The organism is Thermogemmatispora carboxidivorans, from assembly GCF_000702505.1.
In the GTDB taxonomy this organism is placed as follows: domain Bacteria; phylum Chloroflexota; class Ktedonobacteria; order Ktedonobacterales; family Ktedonobacteraceae; genus Thermogemmatispora; species Thermogemmatispora carboxidivorans.
The window spans coordinates 1097135-1116978 of sequence record NZ_JNIM01000001.1 but is presented as its reverse complement, the minus strand read 5'-3'; the positions used below and the strand labels follow the sequence as shown (position 1 = coordinate 1116978).

Here is a 19844-nt window from a genome sequence, read left to right as displayed (position 1 = left end):
TATGTGCGGCAATAGCAGGCGTGACAGCAGGGATGCCCAGCCGGTGGCGGATGGATCAGCGACCAATCAAGCAGATAAGCAAGCAAGATGATATGGAGCACGCCCGCTCTCCAGAGGTGTCAACTGATCCCCAACAGCTGAGGTGCGTAAACAGCCTCAAGCAGCCTATTTTCCGGCCAGGAGGTTCTTGGATGTACACGGTGGAAGAACTCCGGCGGCGCATTCGCGTGGCCCGAGGAGAGGAGCCTGCCGATCTGGTCTTGCGCAACGCCAGACTCATCAATGTTTGCAGTGGCGAATGCTACCCCGCCGATATCGCGATTGCCGGCGGGCGGATTGCCGGCATCAGCGAGGCGACAGGAGGCTATCGCGGCCTGCAAGAGCGCGAGCTTGAGGGACGCTGGCTTGCTCCAGGGCTCATGGATGGGCATATGCATATTGAGAGCACGATGCTGGTCCTTCCAGAGTTTGCTCGTCTGGTTGTCCCCCGTGGCATCACTGCCGTGATGCTTGATCCGCATGAGTTCGCCAATGTCTCCGGCATCGCCGGCATTCGCTTCGTGCTAGAGACGGCGCGCGACCTGCCACTTGACGCCTTTGTACTGCTCTCTTCCTGTGTTCCTGCTTCCGAGTACGAGACGCCCTATCGTCCCTTGCTCGCCAGCGACCTGCTGCCCCTGCTCAGCGAGGAGCGAGTGCTTGGGCTGGCCGAGATGATGAACATGCCAGGCGTGCTCAACGGCGACGAGCAGGTCCTGGCCAAAATCGCTGCCACCCTGAATCACGGTCTGGTTGTCGATGGTCACGCCCCAGGGCTGCAAGGGAGGGATCTCTGTGCCTATGCCGCCGCTGGCATTTCGTCCGATCACGAATGCACCACCGCCGCCGAAGCGCGCGAGCGCTTGCGTCTGGGCATGTGGCTCATGATCCGCGAAGGTTCGGCGGCCCGCAACCTGGAGGCCCTGCTCCCGCTCATCCAGGAACTGCACCCACCACGCGCCTTCTTTGTGACCGACGATCGCGATCCGCTGGACCTGCTGGAGCGCGGACACATCGATTCGATGGTACGGCGGGCGATCGAGCTGGGCCTGGACCCAGTGGAGGCCATTCGCCTGGCAAGCTACAACACGGCCCAATATTTCCGCCTTACCGACCGCGGGGCCATTGTTCCAGGCGCACTGGCCGATCTGGTAGTGCTCGACGACCTGACAACGTTCCAGGTGGAGTCGGTCTATAAAAGCGGTCAGCAGGTTGCCCAAGGTGGGCGCTTACTGGTTGAGCCAGCAGCCGGTCAACCGCAGGATCTCAGCAACACCATCCGCATAGCCGCTTTGCGCGAGGAGGATCTGCGCATCATGGGTCGGCCCGGACCGGTGGCGGTCATCGGCATTGAGCCAGGCCAGATCGTCACCCGCCACCTCCAGCGAGAGGCCTCCGTGCGCGACGGCGAAATCGTAGCCGATCCCGAGCGTGATCTCCTAAAGCTGGTGGTCGTCGAGCGCCACCATGCCAGCGGGCGTATCGGTTTGGGGCTGGTGCAAGGTTTGGGATTGAAGCGTGGCGCCCTTGCCTCTAGCGTGGCCCACGACGCCCACAATCTGGTTATCGCTGGCGTCAGCGATCAGGACATCGTCAAGGCTGCCCAGACCCTGGCAGAGATGGGAGGAGGTTTCGCCCTCGTTGTCGACGGCGAGCTACGGGCCAGCGTGCCTCTGCCTCTGGCCGGCCTGGTCTCCGCCGCCCCTATCTCCGAGCTAGTCGCCCGCCTGCGGACCCTGGACGAGGCCGCCGCCGCCCTCGGCTGTACCTTAGAGCATCCCTGCATGACCCTCAGCTTCCTTTCGCTTTCAGTTATCCCAGCCTTGAAGCTCACCGATCAAGGACTGATCGACGTTGAGCGCTTTGCACCGGTGCCACTGCAAAGCTAGCCAACCCATCACCCAGATCAGCACGCAGGCAAGCCGAGCCAGCAGTTTTCGGCTTGCCCAGCCGGGCCTTGAGGCAAGGAAAGTCCGAGGATTCTAGCATGCTGTCAAACTTACTTGAATATCACTGGGTCGAGGACGTTGATGACGCGCTCATTCTGCTCTCGCGTCCCGACATCAAAACGGTGCCCCTGGCCGGGGGCACCTATCTGCTGGGCCAGAATGACGAAGACGAAAGCATCCAGGCCGTGGTTGATCTGCGTGACCTGGGTCTGGCCTATATTTCAGAAGATCAGCGCGGGATTCGCATCGGCAGCATGACCACCTTGCAGAGCATGGCGGAGGCGCCACTGCTCAAGAGTTTCCTTGGTGGCCTGCTCGCTCAGGCAGCCCAGTACTCTGCTCCCTCACCGCTCATTCGTAACGCCGCCACACTGGGAGGCACACTAGCGCTCGGAGCCAGCGCCCAGGCCGATCTGCTCACAGCCCTGGCCGTTGTCGATGCCGAGGTTGTCCTGCGCTCCGGCCAGAAAACGCAGGTCGATCTGCGCGGCGGCACGCCAGAGCGCCCGGGTCTCGCGCTTTCAGGTGTCACCTACAAAGGCAAACAGGAGCGGCGCCTCCCCTACCACCGGCTCTCACTGGAACGGCGCCCCCAGGAACTGATTATCGAAGTGCAGATCGCTCCCCCTGGCCGCGGCTGGGGCACAGCCCTCGAACGAGTTGGCCGGAGTGCCGTTGATACAGCCCTGCTTACTGCTGCCGCCCTGGTGGAGGTCGAAAACGGACGCTATCGCAGCGTGCGCCTGGCCCTCGGTGGCGTCAATATGGAGCCACAGCGTCTGCCCACCATTGAGCGGCGCCTGGAGGGTCAACCCGTCCAGGATCTGCGCCTGCTGGCCGCCGCTGTCCAGGCCGGCCTGACCGACTTCCGCCCACCCGCCGACTTCCGCGCCAGCCAGGGCTACCGGCGTGTCTGCGGCGCTAACCTGGCCTACCGGGCCCTCGAAGAGGCCGCAAACATAGCACGCTGGCGTGATATTACGTCCTCGGAAGGGAGAGCGTAATCTCATGGAACTCGAACTACGCATCAACGGAGTGATCAAGAGCCTCGATGTCGCCCCGAATGAGCTGCTGCTGAACGTTCTTCGGCGCGAAGGCTACTACAGTGTCAAGCACGGCTGCGATCATGGGCACTGCGGAGCCTGCACGGTGCTCATCGATGGCCAGCCACGCCCTAGCTGCGTCATGCTCGCTATGCAGGCAGCCGGTGCGACGGTGACCACGGTCGAGGGACTCGGCTCGTTTCGCCGCCTCCATCCCTTACAGGAGACTTTCATCGACGCCGGCGCAGTCCACTGCGGCTTCTGTACCCCCGGTATGTTGCTTTCAGCGTACGCGCTCCTGCAGCGTAATCCCAACCCCAGCGAGGAAGAGATCCGCGACGCCCTGGCGGGGAATCTCTGCCGTTGCACCGGTTACAATCGCATTGTCCAGGCCGTTCAGCGCGCCGCCGCCCTGCTCCGTGGCGAAGATATCGAACCGATCAGCATCCCCGACAGTGGCAGTCGCACACGCCCCTGGGATCTCGGGCCTGCCCCCCTGGAGCCAGGCGAACAGACGAGCGAGGAAGCGCAGCCCGTACACGCTATGATGGGGCGACCAGAGCGCCAGGTCGACGCCATCAAGCTCGTTACAGGCAAGCCAGCCTTTGCTGACGACTGCCATCTGCCCGGCCTGCTCTACGCTCGGCTGCTTACAAGTCCCTATGCCCACGCCATCATTCGCGAGATCGATACGACGGAGGCGCGAGCCTTGCCGGGCGTCCATGCTGTTCTGACATACAAAGACATTCCCCGCATCCCCTACACTAGCGCCGGTCAACCCTGGCCTGAGCCCGGACCACATGACCAGTACTGCCTGGATCATATCGTCCGCTACGTGGGGGACCGCGTGGCAGTCGTCGCCGCCGAGACTGCGGAAATCGCTGAGCAGGCGCTCAAGCTGATCAAGGTCGACTACGAGCCGCTGCCCGCCGTCTTTGATCCTCGTCAGGCCCTTGAGCCGGGCGCACCACAGCTGCACCCCGAACCGGAGTCGTATGGCATTTACGACGCTAACCGCAACATTGCAGCTCACGTGCAGTTCGAACAGGGAAACGTTGAGCGAGCTTTTGCCGGCGCCGAGCTGATCGTGGAAGGGGAATACGTCCTTCCCCAGATCCAGCAGGTGGCCCTTGAAAACCACGTCGCAATCACGTATTGGGATGAGGATAACCGTCTTGTCGTACGTACGAGCAGCGAGGCGCCCTATCACGTGCGGCGCCTTGTGGCAGCCCTGACCGGGCTGGCGCCGCGCTGGATTCGGGTCATTGCTCCGCGTGTGGGTGGGGGTTTTGGAGCCAAGCGCGATCTTCTCGTTGAAGACCTCTGCGCTCTGCTCACCCTGGCTACCGATCGTCCTGTACGTCTTGAATACAGCCGGGCAGACGAGTTTCGCAGCAGTCGTGTGGCTCCGAGCCACATCATCCGTCTCAAGACCGGCCTTCGGCGCGACGGCACGATCCTCGCCAATCAGATGCTCGTCCTGGTCAATGCCGGTGCCTACGGAGGCCAGGCCGTTCCTCTCTCAGTGGGGAGCGGGTTGAACAGCCTCCCCTTATATCCCTGCCCAAGCCTGCGCTACAGCGCCCAGGCGGTCTATACCAACCTGCCGCCTGCTGGTGCCTTCCGCAGCAACGGAGCCTGGGCGGGCCTCTTTGCCCTCGAAAGCCATATGGACGAGATCGCGCGCCGTCTGGGCATGGACCCCCTGACAGTGCGGCGCAAAAACTGGCTCAAGGAGGGGGAGATCCTTCCTTTCCTCCCTCTGGCCCAAGCCGCTTATCAGTTCGCCACCCCCCAGGCAGCCCTGGCACCCACCCAACTGGCAGAGACGCGACTCACACACTGCGGCCTATCTCACTGCCTGCAGGTGGTCGAAGAGCAGCTCAACTGGCGTGAGAAACGCCGACAGGGACAGGGACAGAATCAGAGCGGACGCATCCAACGCGGCGTCGGCATTGCTCTGGCCATGCACCTGCCCATTCCCCGCCCGTCCTTGCTGAGCAGCGCTACGCTCAAGCTCAACGAAGACGGCTCCTTCAACCTGCTCATCAGCCTCCCCGAGAACGGCAACGGCAGCCACACCATCTTCGCCCAGATCGCCGCCGAAGTTCTTGGGGTGCGTCCCGAAGATATTTTCATTCATCCCCCCGATACCGACAGCACGCCCTTCGACACAAGCAGCGACTCCTCATCTTCTCTTTACGCCTGCGTTCACGCGGTCAGGCAAGCAGCAGCGCAGGTTCGACAGCAGTTACTCAGCGTTGCCGCGCGGCTGCTCAACGTGCCGGCGGAGAGCCTCACCCTGGCTGACTACGTGATCCGCGCTCCAGGTGGTCAAAGCCTCAACCTCTCCCAGCTAGCGCTCCAGGCCCTCTACGGCGAGCAACCGAGGCCGATCAGCGCCACTGCCTCCTGGAGCGCTACCTGCAGTGCTCCTACCTTTGCCGCTCAGGGCGTCGAGGTTGAGGTCGACACCGCGACAGGCGCCATGCATGTGATCAAGGTCGTCTCAGCGATTGACGGTGGTCACATTGTCAATCCTGTTCTTGCCGAGGGGCAGATTGAGAGTGGCATCGCTCAGGGACTCAGCTACGGTCTCTGCGAAGAGATGGTCTATGATCAGCAGGGGAACCCGCTCACGACTAACCTGAATGACTATCGTATCTTCAGTGCCCGCGACATGCCCGAGACAAGCATTGTCCTGATGGAGGGCGACGGCGCCGACCCGCTCGACATCCGCGACATTGGCGAGATCGCCATCGCTGCCGCGGCCCCGGCCCTGGCCAATGCAGTCGCCGACGCCCTTGGTGTGCGCCTGCGTCAGCTGCCACTTACTCCGGAGCGCGTCCTGCACGCCCTCTACGTGGCCAGACAGCAAGCAGCCAGGGCAGCCACGTGAGAAAGCAAAGAAGCGAAGGAGGAAAAGGACAAGGACAATGGATCTGCTTAACGTCTTCGACTACGAGGCCTTGGCCCGTGAGCGTCTGGACACCAGCTCTTGGGTTTACTACGCCTGTGGAGCAGAGGATGAAGTGACGCTACGGGCCAATCGCAGCGCTTTTGAGCGCATCAAACTCAGGCCACGGGTCCTGGTTGACGTCAGTCAGATTGACCTGACGACAACGGTGCTCGGTACGAGTCTGCCGATGCCCATTCTCATTGCGCCAACGGCTCTGCAAACCCTGGCGCATCCCGAAGGAGAGTGTGAGATGGCCCGAGGGGCAGCCCTGGCTGGCACCTTGCTAGTAGTGAGCACCTCGGCCAGCCGCAGTCTGGAGGAGGTAGCCGCCGCCGCCAGTGGACCACTCTGGTTCCAGCTCTATATCACCACGCGCCCGACCGCCCAGCGCCTGGTCGAGCGAGCTGAAGCCGCTGGCTATCAGGGCCTGGTGCTGACGGTTGACACGCCGCGCTGGGGAAATAAAGAGCGCACCGCGCGCCACCCACTCAGTCGCAGCATCCGCAAGGCCAATTTTGAGCATGAGAGCGAGGGTGACCAGCCTGATCCCTCCTGCACCTGGGAGATCATTCCCTGGCTGCGCTCACTCACTCGCCTGCCACTGATGTTGAAAGGCATTCTGAGAGGCGAGGACGCCCAGCGGGCCTGTGAGTATGGGATCGACGCCATCATCGTCTCGAATCACGGAGGGCGCCAGCTCGACGGCGTACCCGCCAGCATCGAAGTCCTGCCCGAGATCGTGGAGGCTGTGGCGGGACGCTGCGAGGTCTACCTGGATGGCGGGATCAGACGCGGCACCGACATCCTCAAGGCCCTGGCCCTGGGCGCGCGGGCGGTCCTCGTTGGGCGCCCCCCGCTCTGGGGCCTGGCCGTTAACGGAGCCGAGGGAGTGGCCGAGATCCTGACCATCCTACGCGAAGAGCTGGAGCAGGCGATGGCCCTCTCAGGCTGCCCTCACCTGGCCAGCATCGATCGCTCCCTGGTCAAACACACCCATGTGTCACAGTCAGGCTAACCCATGTGTCATAATAGCAAGCGGTGGGATCAGTGGAGCACCAATGCAAGCACCTCTCTCCCACCCACTCACCTACAGAACAGGCAACAAGGCTGGTAGAGGCCAAAGTCGGCCCCTGCCAGCCACATAACAACTCAACTCAACTGACTTCACATACATAAAGGACAGGTTCTATGCTGTTAGCGAGCCATATTCTCAAGCTGGAATGTGTTCTTTGCGGCAGCAGCTATACTCCGGGTAGCGTTACCTACACCTGCCCGAACTGCAGTCCCCAAGGCACTCTTTTAGTTCATTATGACTATGACCAGATTCGTTGGAATTACCACGCCGAGAGCCGTGATCCCTCAATCCGGCGCTATCGTCCCTTTCTACCCATTCCCTACGGCAACCGCCTGCCGCCGCTGATCGCCGGGGGAACGCCGCTCTACCCGGCAGAGCGACTACGCAAGCATCTCAATATGCGCAATCTCTGGCTCAAGGACGAAACGCGCAATCCCAGCGGCTCATACACTGACCGTGGAGCCTTTGTCGCGACCAGCCTGGCCCTGCCAGAGGAACGCAAGCTGGTCTGCGCCTCAACAGGCAACAGCGCCCTGGCGCTGAGTCAGCAGGCGGCAGCCCTGGGACTGAGCTGTCAGCTCTTTCTCCCCCTGCGCAGCGCTCGCCAGCTCGCCGGGACCCTGCAGCTCTGCGGCGCCAGAATCTTCGCGATCGACGGCAGCTACGACGATGCCTTTGACCTGAGCGTCGAGGCCACGGCGAAATTCGGCTGGTACAACGTCAATATCGGCTACAATCCCTATATTGTCGAAGGGCTTAAGACCGTCGGTCTGGAAATCGCCGAGCAATTGGGGCATGCCGCTCCCGACGCCATTCTCGTACCCGTGGCCGATGGTGGCTTGATCAGCGGCATCTACCGCGGCTTCGAAGACTTGCGCCAGCTCGGCATCGTCCGCCAGATTCCACGCCTCATCGCAGTGCAGACAGAAGGCGCCCCGGCATTCGTGCGCTCCCTTGGTAACGAGAGCCTGCGCCAGCCAGAGGCCATTTCCCCGACAACCCAGATGGCGAGCCTCGCAGTCGGTCGTCCTCACAACGGAGCGATGGCCCTGCGCCACGTGCGCCAGAGCGGCGGCTTTGGGATCACTGTCAGCGATGAGGCCCTGCTTAAGGCTCGCCAGGAGCTGGCCGCTCTGACCGGTATCTTCGTCGAACCAGCGGGAGCAGCCTCCTATGCGGCCCTGCTGCAGCTGCTTGAGGAAGGCAAGATCAGACGCCAAGAGACGGTCGTCCTGCTAGCCACGGCTAGCGGCCAGCGCAGCGGTGAGACAGTCGAGCAACGCGAGGATGAGCTTGTCACGCTCGCTAGAGGCAGCGAAGGGCTGCACTCTCTAGAGCTGCAGGCCAGCGCCTGAGCGCAGCGCGGCAGACGCTCGCTGGCCAGTGAAGAGAACTATCCGAGGAGGATACCCGTTCAATGAGCAAGCTGGCTGTCGTTGCCATAGGCGGTAACTCACTCATCGAAGACGAGAAAGACAGGGATGGACCTGGGCAGCTTGAGGCCATATGCACCTCGGCAAAGCATATTGTCGACCTAATTGTCAACGGCTGGAACGTGGTCATTGCCCATGACAATACTCCCCAGCCTGATCAGCCAGGCGAACCTCTTCTTCCCAGGTCCCCCGCAAGCCTCCTGGCGGGACTTCAGGGGAGACTAGGCTATCTGATCCAGCAGGCACTGGATGATGAGCTGCAGCACCGGGGAGTGAATCGCCGCAGTGCCTGCCTGCTCACGCGGGTCGTTGTCAGCTCGGGCGACCGCGAGACGACGCTCACCCAACCCGCTAGCGGACCCGTGGCCGAGGCCCAGACAACGGAGGAGCCGGAGACAGGCATAGTCGGCGCAATAAGCACAGAAGAAGAAAACAGGACGTGTTTGGAGCAAATGGAGATTGTCGAGCAGGAGGCAATTAAAACGCTCCTCCGGGCCGGCTTCATCGTGATTGCCGCAGCCGGCGGCAGCATCCCGGTGAGGCGCGATAGAGAGGGAAGTCTCTACCCGGTGGAGGCCAGGCTCCCTGGCGATCTGGCCGCTAGCTTCCTGGCCACACAGCTGAACGCCGACCTCTTCCTGATCGCCACGACAGCCGAGAGGGTAGTCCTTTGCTCCCAGCAGGCGGGGCAAGCCTATCCACTGGACATGCTCACCCTGGCCGAGCTGCGCCACTATGAGGCCGCCGGACATTTCGTCAACGAGCACCTGCAGTCAAAGATTCGCGCCGTCATCCGCTATCTGGAGCGTGGTGGAGGCGCTGCTTTGCTCACCTGTCCCCAGGCTATCGGGCGCGCCTTGGCCGGGCGCACTGGCACCTGGGTGCTACCCTAGGCGGGGAGGACCCAACAAGGGGTATCCTCTTGCTTGAAGGAAGCGGTCGCCAGGGACTGCTCTGTCTGTACCAGCATCTGCCTGACCAGAGGCCAGTGAGTCAGCTGCTGTTCGCAAAGCTGACTCCTCCCCAGCCTCTGGTCAGCTGGCTTTTGCTGACCTACGCTAGAAAGCCTCGGCCTTATCCTTCCGCCCGAAGAAACCATAGCGGACAGTGTAGAATAACACTAAGAGCTATTCTTCCACTGCAAGAGGAGCCTGCCAGTCCCTCTTGATAGCCAGCAGAGCGCAGCCTTGCTATAATAGCACCATGCCAGGAAACGGCATGAAGTGAGGGGAAGAGCACCTTATGGCCAGTCGCATGCCTTCACGCCCGCGAGCAAGCGACACATTTCGCTCGCTGTTGCGTCTTATACCCTGGAAGCTGCTGCTCCTCTTGATCCTGTTTGGAGCGATTGTCACGCCCGTTTTCAACTATAGCCTTCACCTGGGAGATCGCATCATGCCGGCTCTCAGCAGCTTTTTTTACGCGCTAGGGGTGCCGACGACACCGGTGCCGACTCCCTATCCAGCCTTTGCCAGGGCCTTGCCGCAGCCAGGCTCTCTGCTCTACACCGTACAAGAAGGGGATAACTGCGACGAGATCCTGACCGTTCAAATGCACATGATGGACGCCAGCCAGATCTTCAGTGATGCCAAACCGGAGACTGTGCGGGCCTTAAGTTCAGCTATTGGCAAAGACTGCCACCGGCTCCAGCCGGGGATGGTCATCCGACTCTCGCCGCAGTATCCCTTAATGGCTCTCGGCGGGATCATCCTCAAGGCGCGGCCCGCCACACCGCCCCAGGCTTTGCCGACGCCACTCATTCCCGTGCCCACTCCCCCAAATCAGGGAATCGACTGCTCACAGGGGTGCACGATGCAGGTGCGCATCGCCCCAGGAGTAGAGGTCAATGTCGATGCCACGACCAACGTGCCCGTGCAAAACGGTTCCTGGATCTGGGCCTTCGCTACCTATCCGCTGGCGCACGTTGCCGGGATGAGCAACTACCCCTATGCCAACCCTCAGACCGCGCTTAACGGCGCTACTCTGCACGCCTGTCAGATCCAGATCGATGACACATACGACGATCATTCTCCTTCCTGCGACGAATTTCAACCGAACACCATCGATGACGATGGAGGAGCCTGGCTACTCGGCGTCGTTGGATCAAGCAGCCTTGACCATTGGAAGCTCCCGCTCCATCTCCCCCAGGGTACCCGTGTCCTCCTCTGGCTCAGCCTGGATGCACACGGCAACCTGACCTTCCACAAGGGGAACGAAGTCTATCGCTACGACGAGCAGCAGCAGCTCTATGTACGGGTGTAAGCTGCCTGACAGCAGCTTACACCCCTTGTCAGGGTCCCAACCTGGACATTTTCCCCAAAAAGTCATCAGATGGCATCAGGAGTACATATCAGGCACCTTACGGCACAGGCGTCCGAGGCCATCCACCCTTGCACCTTGCCATAAGAGCTGCTAAAGTTATTTTTGACAGGATCGACAGAGACTGAATCCCCAGACGATAGTGAGCGAGAAGAGGTCTCCGACTCTTGCTAAGCTATCAGCTAGCTTGCAGAGTAGAAAAGAGTAGAAAAGAGAAGCTGAGCCGCACAGGAGAGAGTTACATCTCCAGCCCCAGCGCAAGTCATCTTCGAAGGAAGGAAAAGCAATAGAGGGGAGAAGAGACCGGACGTACGCCGATCTTGATCCTCTTCAAACCAAGGTCTCAGTGAGGCAGAGCAAAGCGATGACCAATCAAGAAGACGAGCAGACCATTGCGATTCTCCAAGAAGCGCTGGCAGTCAGTCCTGAGAACGTCCCCCTGCGCAGGCATCTGGCCGAGCTGCTGCTGCGACTGGGCCGGATCGAGGAAGCGATTGAGCAGTTCCAGGCAGTACTAGAGCGCAGTAACGATCACGCGAGCTGCGTCAACCTTGGGCGCGCCTACTACCAGCGCGGCGACTTCGAGCGCGCGGAGCAGCTTTTACAGACCGCCCTGGAGCAGCAGGCCACTCCCGAGCTTTACCTGCTTCTTTCCAAAAATGCCTTCGCGCGCCAGGAGTATGAACGCGCAGGCCATTACTACGACCAGGCCCTGAAGGCCGACGAGAGCCTGCGCGAGAGCAGCTACGAAGAGGAGCTGGCCCGACAAGGCATAGTGATCAGAGGAAAGCTGCGCCTGCTGCGCTTTGCTGAAGTAGAAGAGGAGGCGGAGGCCGATCAGGAGCTTGTTGAGCAGCCCACCGTGAGCTTCAAGGACGTCGGCGGCCTGGAGGACATCAAAGAGCAGATCCGTATGCAGATCCTCTATCCACTCCAGCAACCCGCTCTCTTCCAACGCTTCGGGAAACGCATTGGCGGCGGCATCCTGCTCTATGGGCCTCCTGGATGCGGGAAAACCTTTCTTGCCAGGGCCACAGCGGGCGAGAGCCAGTGTAGATTTATCAGCATTGCCATTCACGATATTCTCGATATGTACATCGGGAACAGCGAGAAGAACCTCCACGGGATCTTCGAGCTGGCACGGCGTAATCGCCCGGCAATCGTCTTCATTGACGAGTTGGATGCCCTCGGAGGGAGCCGCCAGCAAATGCGCTTTCACGGCCTCCGCATCCTCACCAATCAGCTGCTGCTAGAGCTAGACAGCATCGCCACCAATAATAGTGAGATCCTTGTGCTGGGGGCAACAAATAGCCCCTGGTTTGTCGACAGCTCCTTGCGCCGGCCCGGGCGCTTCGACCGCATTCTCTTTGTGCCGCCCCCGGACCTGGAGGCGCGCTGCGCGATTCTGCGTCTCCTCCTGGAGGAGAAACCTACCGAGGCCATCGATTACCCCCAGCTCGCCCGGCAGATGGAAAAATTCTCGGGCGCCGATATTCGCGCTGTCTGCGAGCGGGCCACAGATGCCGTGCTGAGCGAGGTGCTCAAAACAGGCCAGCCGCGCCCCCTGCGCACCAGTGATTTGCTAGCAGCCCTCAAACAGGTCCGTCCCTCGACGCTCGAATGGTTCGCCACCGCAAAAAATTACGCCACCTATAGCAACGAGGGAGGTCTCTACGACGACGTGCTCCGTTTCATGCAAAAGGCCAAATGGTAAATGACCATGAGCGAAGAGACGAGGCAGATCCAGGGCGACACGGGGGTCAGGGAAAACTATAGGAAAGCCATAGCCGCTTTGAATCTCAGGCGGCCACAGCTGGCGCTGGAGCTGATGAGCAAGGTCCTGCGCGCTCAGCCGGAGAACACCCGCGCCCTGGCCCTGATGGCAGTAGCGGCCATGCGGAACAAGGACTACGCCCAGGCCGAAGCCGCCATCCGAGACGCCTTACGGCTAGACCCTCTCTCCAGCACGTACCATCTGCTCTATGGGATGATCCTGCTGGCGAAATCGCAACTACTGCTGGCTCAGGCCGAGTTGGAGAAGGCGCGAGAGCTTAATCCCCTGAATCCCTGGCCCTACTATCTTCTGGGAGCAAGCTATCTCTCTCTCAAGCCGCGGCCCGAGGTAGACAAGGCTCGCCCCTACGTCTACAAAGCCGTGGAGCTTGATCCCGAAGAGGCCCGCCTGCAGGCCCTGCTCGCCTACCAGGCCAGCGTCGATGGTAATCTGGACCTGGCCCAGCAAGCCTACCTGCGCGCCCTGGCACTCGAACCACAGAATGCCGCCATCCTCAGCGACTATGGCAACTTTCTGCTCAACTACCAGACCCGACCTCAGCAGGCGCTGCACCTTCTCAAGGAGGCAATCCGCCTGGACCCTGAAGAGAAAGCGACCCAGCAGCGCCTGCTACAGGCTATCCGGGCGGCTCATCCACTCTACCGGCCTATTCTCAGCTATCGCACTTTTCTTCTGCGCCTGCCACCTTCCCTCAGAGGGGGGTTCGGCTGCGTAACCGCACTCTGCATTCTCGTCATTGGGAGACTACTCCTCTTCTTAGTCGAAAATATCTCAAATCTTGCTCTTACAGAGAGAAACCCACAGCTGTTAAATATCGCTATTGCGCTGATGTGTCTTGGCTTGTTGATCGTCACTCCCTTTGGACTATTCGCCGCCTACCGCGCCGTCATGGCGCCGCTTCTGCTCTTTCTTATCAAGCGAGGTTGGATCAAGTAACGAAAGGGAGGGTCAACCGTTGTATCTATAGAGAGATGCCCCCTAGCGGCGGGCAGGATAGCATTCTCCAAGACCGTGAGACTTCAACTGGGAGAAGATGCATGGCAGGTCTGGAGGGAAAGACCCTCGAACGCTATGAATTACGTCGGCTCATTGGCAAAGGAGGCATGGCCGACGTCTATGAGGGCTACGACCTGGCGGTTGAGCGTACCGTGGCGATCAAGGTGTTCAAGCGAGAAGATGAGGAGCTGCTGCGACGCTTTATCCGCGAGGCGCGCCTGATGGCCTCGCTCAAGCACGAGCATCTGGTGCCGATTTATGACACTGGCTCGGGCCAGATTGATGGCCTGACCTGGTACTATATTGTGATGCCTTTCATGGAAGGAGGAACGCTGCGGGCCCGCATCCGGCAGGGGCCGCTCTCGCTGAGCGAAGCCTGCCGCAGCCTGCGCGAGATTGCCGCGGCTCTCGACTACATTCATCGTCAGGGAATCATCCATCGCGATATTAAGTCCTCGAACGTGCTGCTCGATGCCGATGGACACTGCTACCTCTCCGATTTTGGCATCGCGCGCACAACCAGCGACGCCACGCAGCTCACCAGCACCGGTAACGTGCTTGGAACCGTCGAATACGTTGCGCCGGAGTTGTTCGAAGGGGACAATCGGGCCAACGTGCGTAGTGACCTTTACTCGCTTGGGGTCCTGCTCTTCGAGATGGTCACTGGGCGCCTGCCGTTCACTGCCGAGAATCCCATCGCAGTCGTCACGATGCATATCAACAAGCCACCCCCGCCGCCGCATCTCTATGCCACGCACATCAGCCCTGCAGTCGAGCAGGTAATTCTCAAAGGGCTGGAGAAACGCCCCGAGCTGCGCTATAGCAGCGCCAGTGAGCTGGCTGAGGCTTTCTGTCAGGCAGTCGCTGGTAGCAGTAGCAGCCGGGCCTTAGCCAGAGGGGCCACAGCCCAGCAGTACCAGAACTGGGCCCCGGCTGGCACCTCCAGCCCAGGAGTCCCCGGGATAGGAGCGCCACAGCCGCTGGTGCTGCGCAGCATGGGGAGCGTGGGGACACCAACCCCGCCGCAGCCAACCTCTTACCCTTTTCCTGGTCAAACCAACGCTGCTGCGACTGCGTCGCCTCCCACAGGCCCAGGCTACCCTGGCTACGGACAGCAGCTACATTATGGACAATATGGACAACAAGCGGGTGCCAGAGCAACCCGGCGGGGCCTGCTCATTACCAGCCTGGCCCTCATCTTGCTGCTTGCCATCTCCATTCCCCTGGCACTGGCCTTCTTCTCTTCACCCCACCAGGGAACGAACGGGAAGCCTACGGTCTCTAGTGGTCAGTCCAGCGGGCAGCAGCAGACGCCCACCGCCACACCCGATCTGACCGCGACCGCCCAGGCCCAGGCCACCGCGACCGCCCAGGCTCAAGCACAAGCCACGCAGACAGCAGTCGCTGGGGCCACTGCCACCGTGCAAGCTCAGGCCACCGCGACTGCAGCAGTCTGGCAGACCGCCACCGCCGGCAGGCTGGTCTACAACGATCCACTGACCAGCGCCGATAACTCGGCCACCAAGCAGGCTAACTGGGACCGCAGCAGTCACTGTCTCTTTGGAGGCGATGGCTACCACGTTGTTCAGGCTGTCAGCCTGACAACAACACAGCGTATCTGTCATGAAGCAAACTATAGCTACGGGAATATCGCTCTCAGCGTGCAAATGAAGATTGTGAGCGGTGCCTCTGGAGGCGTCTTCATTCGCCTGCGCCCTAACCTGTTCAATCTCCCCTCCGGCTACCTCTTTGAGGTTGACAGCCAGGGCCGTTACCGCATCGCCAGATTCGACGGGGGCCTTGAACAGCCTTTCGCCGATTGGAGCACCACACCGGCTCTGCAGTCTGGCACCGGGGTGGCGAATACGCTCCAGATCATCGCCAACGGAAGTAACCTTTCCTTCTACGCCAACAACGTTTACTTGACTACCATTAACGATAATAACTACACGGAGGGCAATATCGGCTTTCTTGGCACTGTGGGCGAGAACGATGCTAACGTGGTCTATAGTAACCTGGCAGTTTACGCACTGAGCTGAGCCACTGGAAGCCCATTACGCCAGAAGGTGGCGCCACTTGCTGGCACTAACCTTCCACCCCACCTACCCTGGCGAGAGAAGCGGCTAAGTGGCTGCCCTCAAGAAGCTGTCCTGGCTGACCACGGCAGGAAGAGGCCGTCAAGCAGGCTTGCAGAAAGCTCACTGGCGGCCTCTTCTTTTTTGGCGCAGTCACCCTATTCACAGTCACCCTATCCAATAGCTGTGCTTGCTAGAAGCCTGGGTTACGGGGTACAACGATAGCATCGGCCCGGTATCCGATGCGGCAATGTCCCGAATTGCAGTTAAACAGAAAGGAATAGACACCATGTACGGAACAGTCGCCCACTGTCGGATCAAGCCCGGAGCGGAGGCACAGCTCCTGGCAGAGCTACGCGAGTTTGAGCAGGCACACGTGCCTGGAGCCGTTGCCACGCTTGTCTACCGCATGGATGCCGATGGCCGCGAGTGTTATATCGCCGTAGCTTTCAGAGACAGAGCAGCCTACCTGGCCAATGCCCAGAGCGAAGAGCAGGATCAGCGCTATCGCCGGATGCTGCGCTGGTTAGAGGGGCCGCCCGAGTGGCACGACGGCGAAATCATGGCTCACCTGGGGCTGCCAGAACAAAGCAGGCAACCAGGGCAGCCGACCTAGCCCTGGCTGACAGGCAGGGTCAGGCGAGCAGTCCTGTTTAGACAGACAACATGCCGGCAATGCCCACTACTTTCTCTGGCGCGCAGCACGGAGCGACAGGGAGGGCGGTGGGCATTGCTCTACCCTGGCAAGAGCCGGGCTTATGTGGTATCGTAAATAGCGGAAGATCCGGCTCTCCTGGTCTTGCCTGGCAGCAGCAGCGAGATACAATGCTGCTCATGGCAATGCGGCACCAGGAGAAGAGGCCAGAGCAGGTGGTCTCAGTCCTGGGAAGGACGGTTGACAAGCTATGAAAAAAGTGGAACGCAAGCGCTCGTCGCTACTAGCTACTCTGGGGGATCTGAATCGGCCTCTCCGTGTTCGCCCGGTACGACTATGGGGGCGCGAATGGTGGGCCATTGCCCCAGAGGATACCTGGCCTGGCGCGGTTATGGACCTGCGTCGCCTGGGCTTCGAAGCCATGGCCTGGGGGGAGGAAGTGCTTGTGCGCGAGAGCGCGCCAGCCTATGAGCCGCAGCTCGAAGGGCCAGCGGCGCCAGAAGGACTGCGCACCTTCCCTACGATGCGACCCACTATCCGTGTCTGGAAGGAGTCGCGACCGGCGCGCTATAGCGACTGGGGGCGCGTGGTCAGTGCTGAGGAGAGCGAGGAGATGGATGAGGAGTTCGAGCCAGAGGATCTGGAAATGCTCCTTCACTCTATGGAGAGCGAGGAAGAGGCGGAGGAAGCAGATAGCCTGGAAGCAGAAGGAGAGTCGGAAAGCACAGAGAGGAAGCCAGAATAACCACCTGGACCACCTGACGCGCCTCTTCAGTACCAGAGCGAGAACATACCCATCAGGTGAAGACCTCAGCCAATTGCCTTTCACGATACCAGGGCAAGACGGGTGAGGTCTATTTTGCTTCTTCACAGTGGAGAGCGGCCTTCAGCACAGTCACCAGCGGGCCAGGCCCCCCATAGATTCAGTGGGGTCCTCTTGCCTGGCCTGGCTGAGGAGTGGTTTTCCCTACCTGGCTCGTTGCTGCCACTCCCTCTTTGTCGGTACCGGGTTGGTCCTGGTTCCGGCTCCAGCGCTCTGCCCAGCGGGCAATAGCGGCACTCGCCAGCACGATCAGTAGTGGCTCAATCGGAGCCCGCATGCGCGGACTGCCATAGAAGACAAGACTTTGGCCGATGGTAAAGGCGACAGCCAGGAGCACTGGCAGCCAGAGACGCCAGCGGCCCCAGATCGTGCCGACTCCGAGGAGGGCCAGGGCAAAAACGAGGAGCGGGAACGAGCGCATCATGAGGACGACCGCCAGCGCCCCAGGCGCTGAGGGGAAGCGAATGGTCGGCAAATCGCCCTCAACGGTCTCTGGTTGCCAGAGGTTCCAAAAGTGCATGGCCAGAAGGAATGGAAGGCTGCCCGGATGACGCTCCATCCACAGCCAGGCCCCACGCTTGAAATCTTCCTCACGCTCCAGCTCGCAAGAAGCGGAGCAGATCGCTGGGTAGCGGGCCGCGAGCGCAGGAGCGGCGAGCCGCGGATTGATCCAGGAACCAACGTAGCCTGGGGTCGTCAGGGCAAGATCGTTGTAAGCTCCCAGCAGCACGGTACCATCACCAGTGGCTACCGGTAGGAAGCTGTGGCCAACGCGATAGTTGCGCAGGGTCCAGGGGGTCAGTATGAAGAGGGTCAGCACTCCAACCAGACAAGCGCGCCCGACCAGCTGCCAGCGCGACCACCAGCAGAGCCAATGCTGCTTGAGGGCCAGGACCAGCCAGCAGAGAAAGATGCCACACGCCAGCAGCCCATTGGGACGCGCCAGCACCAGCAGCGCAAGCACAATTGCACAGAGGCACCATGAGAACAACGTTGTTTTCCGAGTAGTCAGGCGATAGAGTATATAGCATAATGAAAGCAGAAGAAAGATGGTTATTGACTCCGAATAAAGCCATCCATCATAAATATAGAGTTCAGGATAAATCGCAGCGAACAGGCCGGCCAGTAAGCCCATTCGTTTCCCATAGAGATCACGGACGAAGTAAAAGAGGAGCAGGCAGGTGCCGGCGCCGACCAGTGAGAGGAAGAAGCGGACCAGTAGATTGTGTTGACCAAACACAGCATAAATGCAGGCGATCAGGGCAGGCCAGAGTGGCGCCCGGTAGACGGTCGGAACAAAGGGATGTTCGCAGAAGCAGTGCTCCTGCAGGAGATGAAGAGCAATCTGCTCATAGGAGCGCGCATCAAACAAGGGAACGTAGGCCGCCGCTACCGTCAGGTTATAGATCACGCGCACCGTGAGGGCCAGGCCCCCTACCACGAGCACAGGGAATAGCGCTGGCAGGCGTCTCATTCAGAGGAAAGGACCATCCTCTCTGGGCAAAGTGAGAAGAGGGCAAGCCCTCCTTACTTGGGAACGATGAGCAAGAGAAAGGAGTCACAGGGAGCGAGCGCGAAGGTTGAACAGCGCTGGCTTCTCCTGCTATAATGAAATACAAAAAGAACAGCTTCAGAGCACGAAACTACCACTGGAGAGCAGCTCATGCACGAGGATAGTCAGACGAAGCAGCCAACGGAGAGTGTAGCGGAAGAAGAGCGCGTTGTAGTCCAGGCTGGTCTTTTTCCTGGGGCCACGCAGGTCGTTACCCAGTCAGCGGACCCGCGCGAGGTCCCTTTTCCGCCGCTGGTGCGTACTCAGCCGCTGACCGAGCAGTCCAGCCTGGCAGCCTGTGCCTTACCCTATCAGCAGGAGCTGAAGCTGCGGGGGAAATCGAACTATACTATCACTTGCTTTCTCTCCGACCTCAAGATGTTTAGCGAATTCATGGGGTCCGAGACGCCAGTTGGCAGGATCACCAAAGAGGACCTTGTCGACTGGCTTATGAAGTTGAAATTTGGCAATAAAGATCATACGCCGGCCCCGAAGACGATGGCGCGACGGGTTACCTTTCTCAAGAATTTCTTTTCCTGGCTGGCACGTGAAGGCGTGATTCGTGAAGATCCCTCGGCGAGCCTCATCCTGGAGCGTCCATTACCGCCTCTGCCGGAGCTTCTCTTCGAGGAAGAGATTGAGCGGCTCCTCAAAGCGGCAGCCGACGATGCGCGCTGTCTCTGTCTGATCTATCTGACGCTGCATGCAGGCCTCAAGAAAGAAGAAATCATGATTCTCAAGCCAGAGCACATCGACCTCTCCAATCCACAGCAGCCGTTGGTGAGCGTCCATTTTCCTCCCTCAACGGGGAAGCAGCACCGCGAGCGTAGTCTGGCCCTGCCCCCCGAGTTTACTGACATTGTGCGAGCATATCTAAGCAAATATCAGCACCAGCCGGGCGAGACGCTCTTTAACTGCACCGATCGCAATCTCAACTATATTTTGGCGCGCGCGGTCAAAGCAGCCGGCATCAAGAAACGAGTGACGCTGCAGCTGCTACGCGATACCTTTGCTGTCCGCCAACTGCGAGCTGGCGTTTCGTTCGAGACGCTACGCGAGCGGCTGGGTCTCTCTGATGAAGCCTGGCTCGAATCGCGAGAGAAGTATCGACGTCTGGCCTTTCCCGCCTGA

14 protein-coding genes are annotated in these 19844 nt (G+C 60.4%); 13 read left to right on the top strand and 1 reads right to left on the bottom strand.

What is annotated here, in order from left to right:
• The first annotated feature begins 191 nt into the window (after positions 1-191).
• The 12 genes from ade (at position 192) to N688_RS04370 (ending at position 17083) form a co-directional block, all read left to right on the top strand.
• Positions 192-1928 (top strand): adenine deaminase, encoded by a 1737-nt coding sequence (gene ade / locus N688_RS04430; RefSeq protein ID WP_052888156.1) that lies wholly within the window; start codon positions 192-194, stop codon positions 1926-1928.
• Between the two features lie 98 nt (positions 1929-2026).
• The gene (locus tag N688_RS04425; RefSeq protein ID WP_052888155.1) at positions 2027-2992 is read left to right on the top strand and encodes an FAD binding domain-containing protein; all 966 of its coding nucleotides are present in this window, start codon (positions 2027-2029) and stop codon (positions 2990-2992) included.
• A gap of 4 nt (positions 2993-2996) precedes the next feature.
• A complete protein-coding gene (locus N688_RS04420; RefSeq protein WP_052888154.1) occupies positions 2997-5930 on the top strand; it encodes a molybdopterin-dependent oxidoreductase in 2934 nt (977 codons plus the stop codon).
• A 37-nt stretch (positions 5931-5967) separates the two neighbouring features.
• Positions 5968-7005, top strand: coding sequence for an alpha-hydroxy acid oxidase (locus N688_RS04415; protein WP_052888153.1), 1038 nt, complete (start codon positions 5968-5970; stop codon positions 7003-7005).
• Positions 7006-7178: 173 nt separating this feature from the next.
• On the top strand, positions 7179-8420 hold the full coding sequence (gene thrC, locus N688_RS04410) for a threonine synthase (protein ID WP_052888152.1): 1242 nt from the start codon (positions 7179-7181) through the stop codon (positions 8418-8420).
• Positions 8421-8482: 62 nt separating this feature from the next.
• Positions 8483-9391 carry an amino acid kinase family protein gene (locus N688_RS04405; protein WP_052888151.1) on the top strand — a complete coding sequence of 303 codons (909 nt, stop codon included), beginning with the start codon at positions 8483-8485 and terminating at the stop codon, positions 9389-9391.
• Between the two features lie 349 nt (positions 9392-9740).
• Complete coding sequence (locus tag N688_RS04395) at positions 9741-10760, top strand: hypothetical protein (protein WP_052888149.1); 1020 nt, start codon at positions 9741-9743, stop codon at positions 10758-10760.
• A 421-nt stretch (positions 10761-11181) separates the two neighbouring features.
• Positions 11182-12531, top strand: coding sequence for an ATP-binding protein (locus N688_RS04390; protein WP_052888148.1), 1350 nt, complete (start codon positions 11182-11184; stop codon positions 12529-12531).
• 6 nt (positions 12532-12537) lie between these two features.
• Positions 12538-13548: a tetratricopeptide repeat protein gene (locus N688_RS04385; protein ID WP_162179487.1), complete on the top strand. Its 1011-nt coding sequence runs from the start codon at positions 12538-12540 to the stop codon at positions 13546-13548.
• 101 nt (positions 13549-13649) lie between these two features.
• Positions 13650-15647, top strand: a complete 1998-nt coding sequence (locus N688_RS04380) for a serine/threonine-protein kinase (protein WP_052888146.1) — start codon at positions 13650-13652, stop codon at positions 15645-15647.
• Between the two features lie 325 nt (positions 15648-15972).
• On the top strand, positions 15973-16299 hold the full coding sequence (locus tag N688_RS04375) for a putative quinol monooxygenase (protein ID WP_052888145.1): 327 nt from the start codon (positions 15973-15975) through the stop codon (positions 16297-16299).
• Positions 16300-16588: 289 nt separating this feature from the next.
• Complete coding sequence (locus tag N688_RS04370; protein ID WP_052888144.1) at positions 16589-17083, top strand: hypothetical protein; 495 nt, start codon at positions 16589-16591, stop codon at positions 17081-17083.
• Positions 17084-17261: 178 nt separating this feature from the next.
• Here the strand turns inward: N688_RS04370 and N688_RS04365 are convergent, their stop codons facing one another.
• Positions 17262-18635, bottom strand: coding sequence for an ArnT family glycosyltransferase (locus N688_RS04365; protein WP_052888143.1), 1374 nt, complete (start codon positions 18633-18635; stop codon positions 17262-17264).
• Positions 18636-18824: 189 nt separating this feature from the next.
• On the opposite strand from N688_RS04365, the gene N688_RS04360 reads away from it, so the two are divergent.
• Positions 18825-19844, top strand: coding sequence for a tyrosine-type recombinase/integrase (locus tag N688_RS04360; protein WP_052888142.1), 1020 nt, complete (start codon positions 18825-18827; stop codon positions 19842-19844).

What these genes read in the sequence shown, in the direction of transcription:
- N688_RS04425 (WP_052888155.1), top strand. Translation starts at nt 2,027, where the DNA reads ATGCTGTCAAACTTACTTGAATATCACTGGGTCGAGGACGTTGATGAC.
- N688_RS04375 (WP_052888145.1), top strand. Translation starts at nt 15,973, where the DNA reads ATGTACGGAACAGTCGCCCACTGTCGGATCAAGCCCGGAGCGGAGGCA.
- N688_RS04405 (WP_052888151.1), top strand. Translation starts at nt 8,483, where the DNA reads ATGAGCAAGCTGGCTGTCGTTGCCATAGGCGGTAACTCACTCATCGAA.
- N688_RS04390 (WP_052888148.1), top strand. Translation starts at nt 11,182, where the DNA reads ATGACCAATCAAGAAGACGAGCAGACCATTGCGATTCTCCAAGAAGCG.
- N688_RS04370 (WP_052888144.1), top strand. Translation starts at nt 16,589, where the DNA reads ATGAAAAAAGTGGAACGCAAGCGCTCGTCGCTACTAGCTACTCTGGGG.
- N688_RS04415 (WP_052888153.1), top strand. Translation starts at nt 5,968, where the DNA reads ATGGATCTGCTTAACGTCTTCGACTACGAGGCCTTGGCCCGTGAGCGT.
- N688_RS04395 (WP_052888149.1), top strand. Translation starts at nt 9,741, where the DNA reads ATGGCCAGTCGCATGCCTTCACGCCCGCGAGCAAGCGACACATTTCGC.
- N688_RS04365 (WP_052888143.1), bottom strand. Translation starts at nt 18,635, where the DNA reads ATGAGACGCCTGCCAGCGCTATTCCCTGTGCTCGTGGTAGGGGGCCTG.
- N688_RS04360 (WP_052888142.1), top strand. Translation starts at nt 18,825, where the DNA reads ATGCACGAGGATAGTCAGACGAAGCAGCCAACGGAGAGTGTAGCGGAA.
- N688_RS04420 (WP_052888154.1), top strand. Translation starts at nt 2,997, where the DNA reads ATGGAACTCGAACTACGCATCAACGGAGTGATCAAGAGCCTCGATGTC.
- thrC (WP_052888152.1), top strand. Translation starts at nt 7,179, where the DNA reads ATGCTGTTAGCGAGCCATATTCTCAAGCTGGAATGTGTTCTTTGCGGC.
- N688_RS04385 (WP_162179487.1), top strand. Translation starts at nt 12,538, where the DNA reads ATGAGCGAAGAGACGAGGCAGATCCAGGGCGACACGGGGGTCAGGGAA.
- ade (WP_052888156.1), top strand. Translation starts at nt 192, where the DNA reads ATGTACACGGTGGAAGAACTCCGGCGGCGCATTCGCGTGGCCCGAGGA.
- N688_RS04380 (WP_052888146.1), top strand. Translation starts at nt 13,650, where the DNA reads ATGGCAGGTCTGGAGGGAAAGACCCTCGAACGCTATGAATTACGTCGG.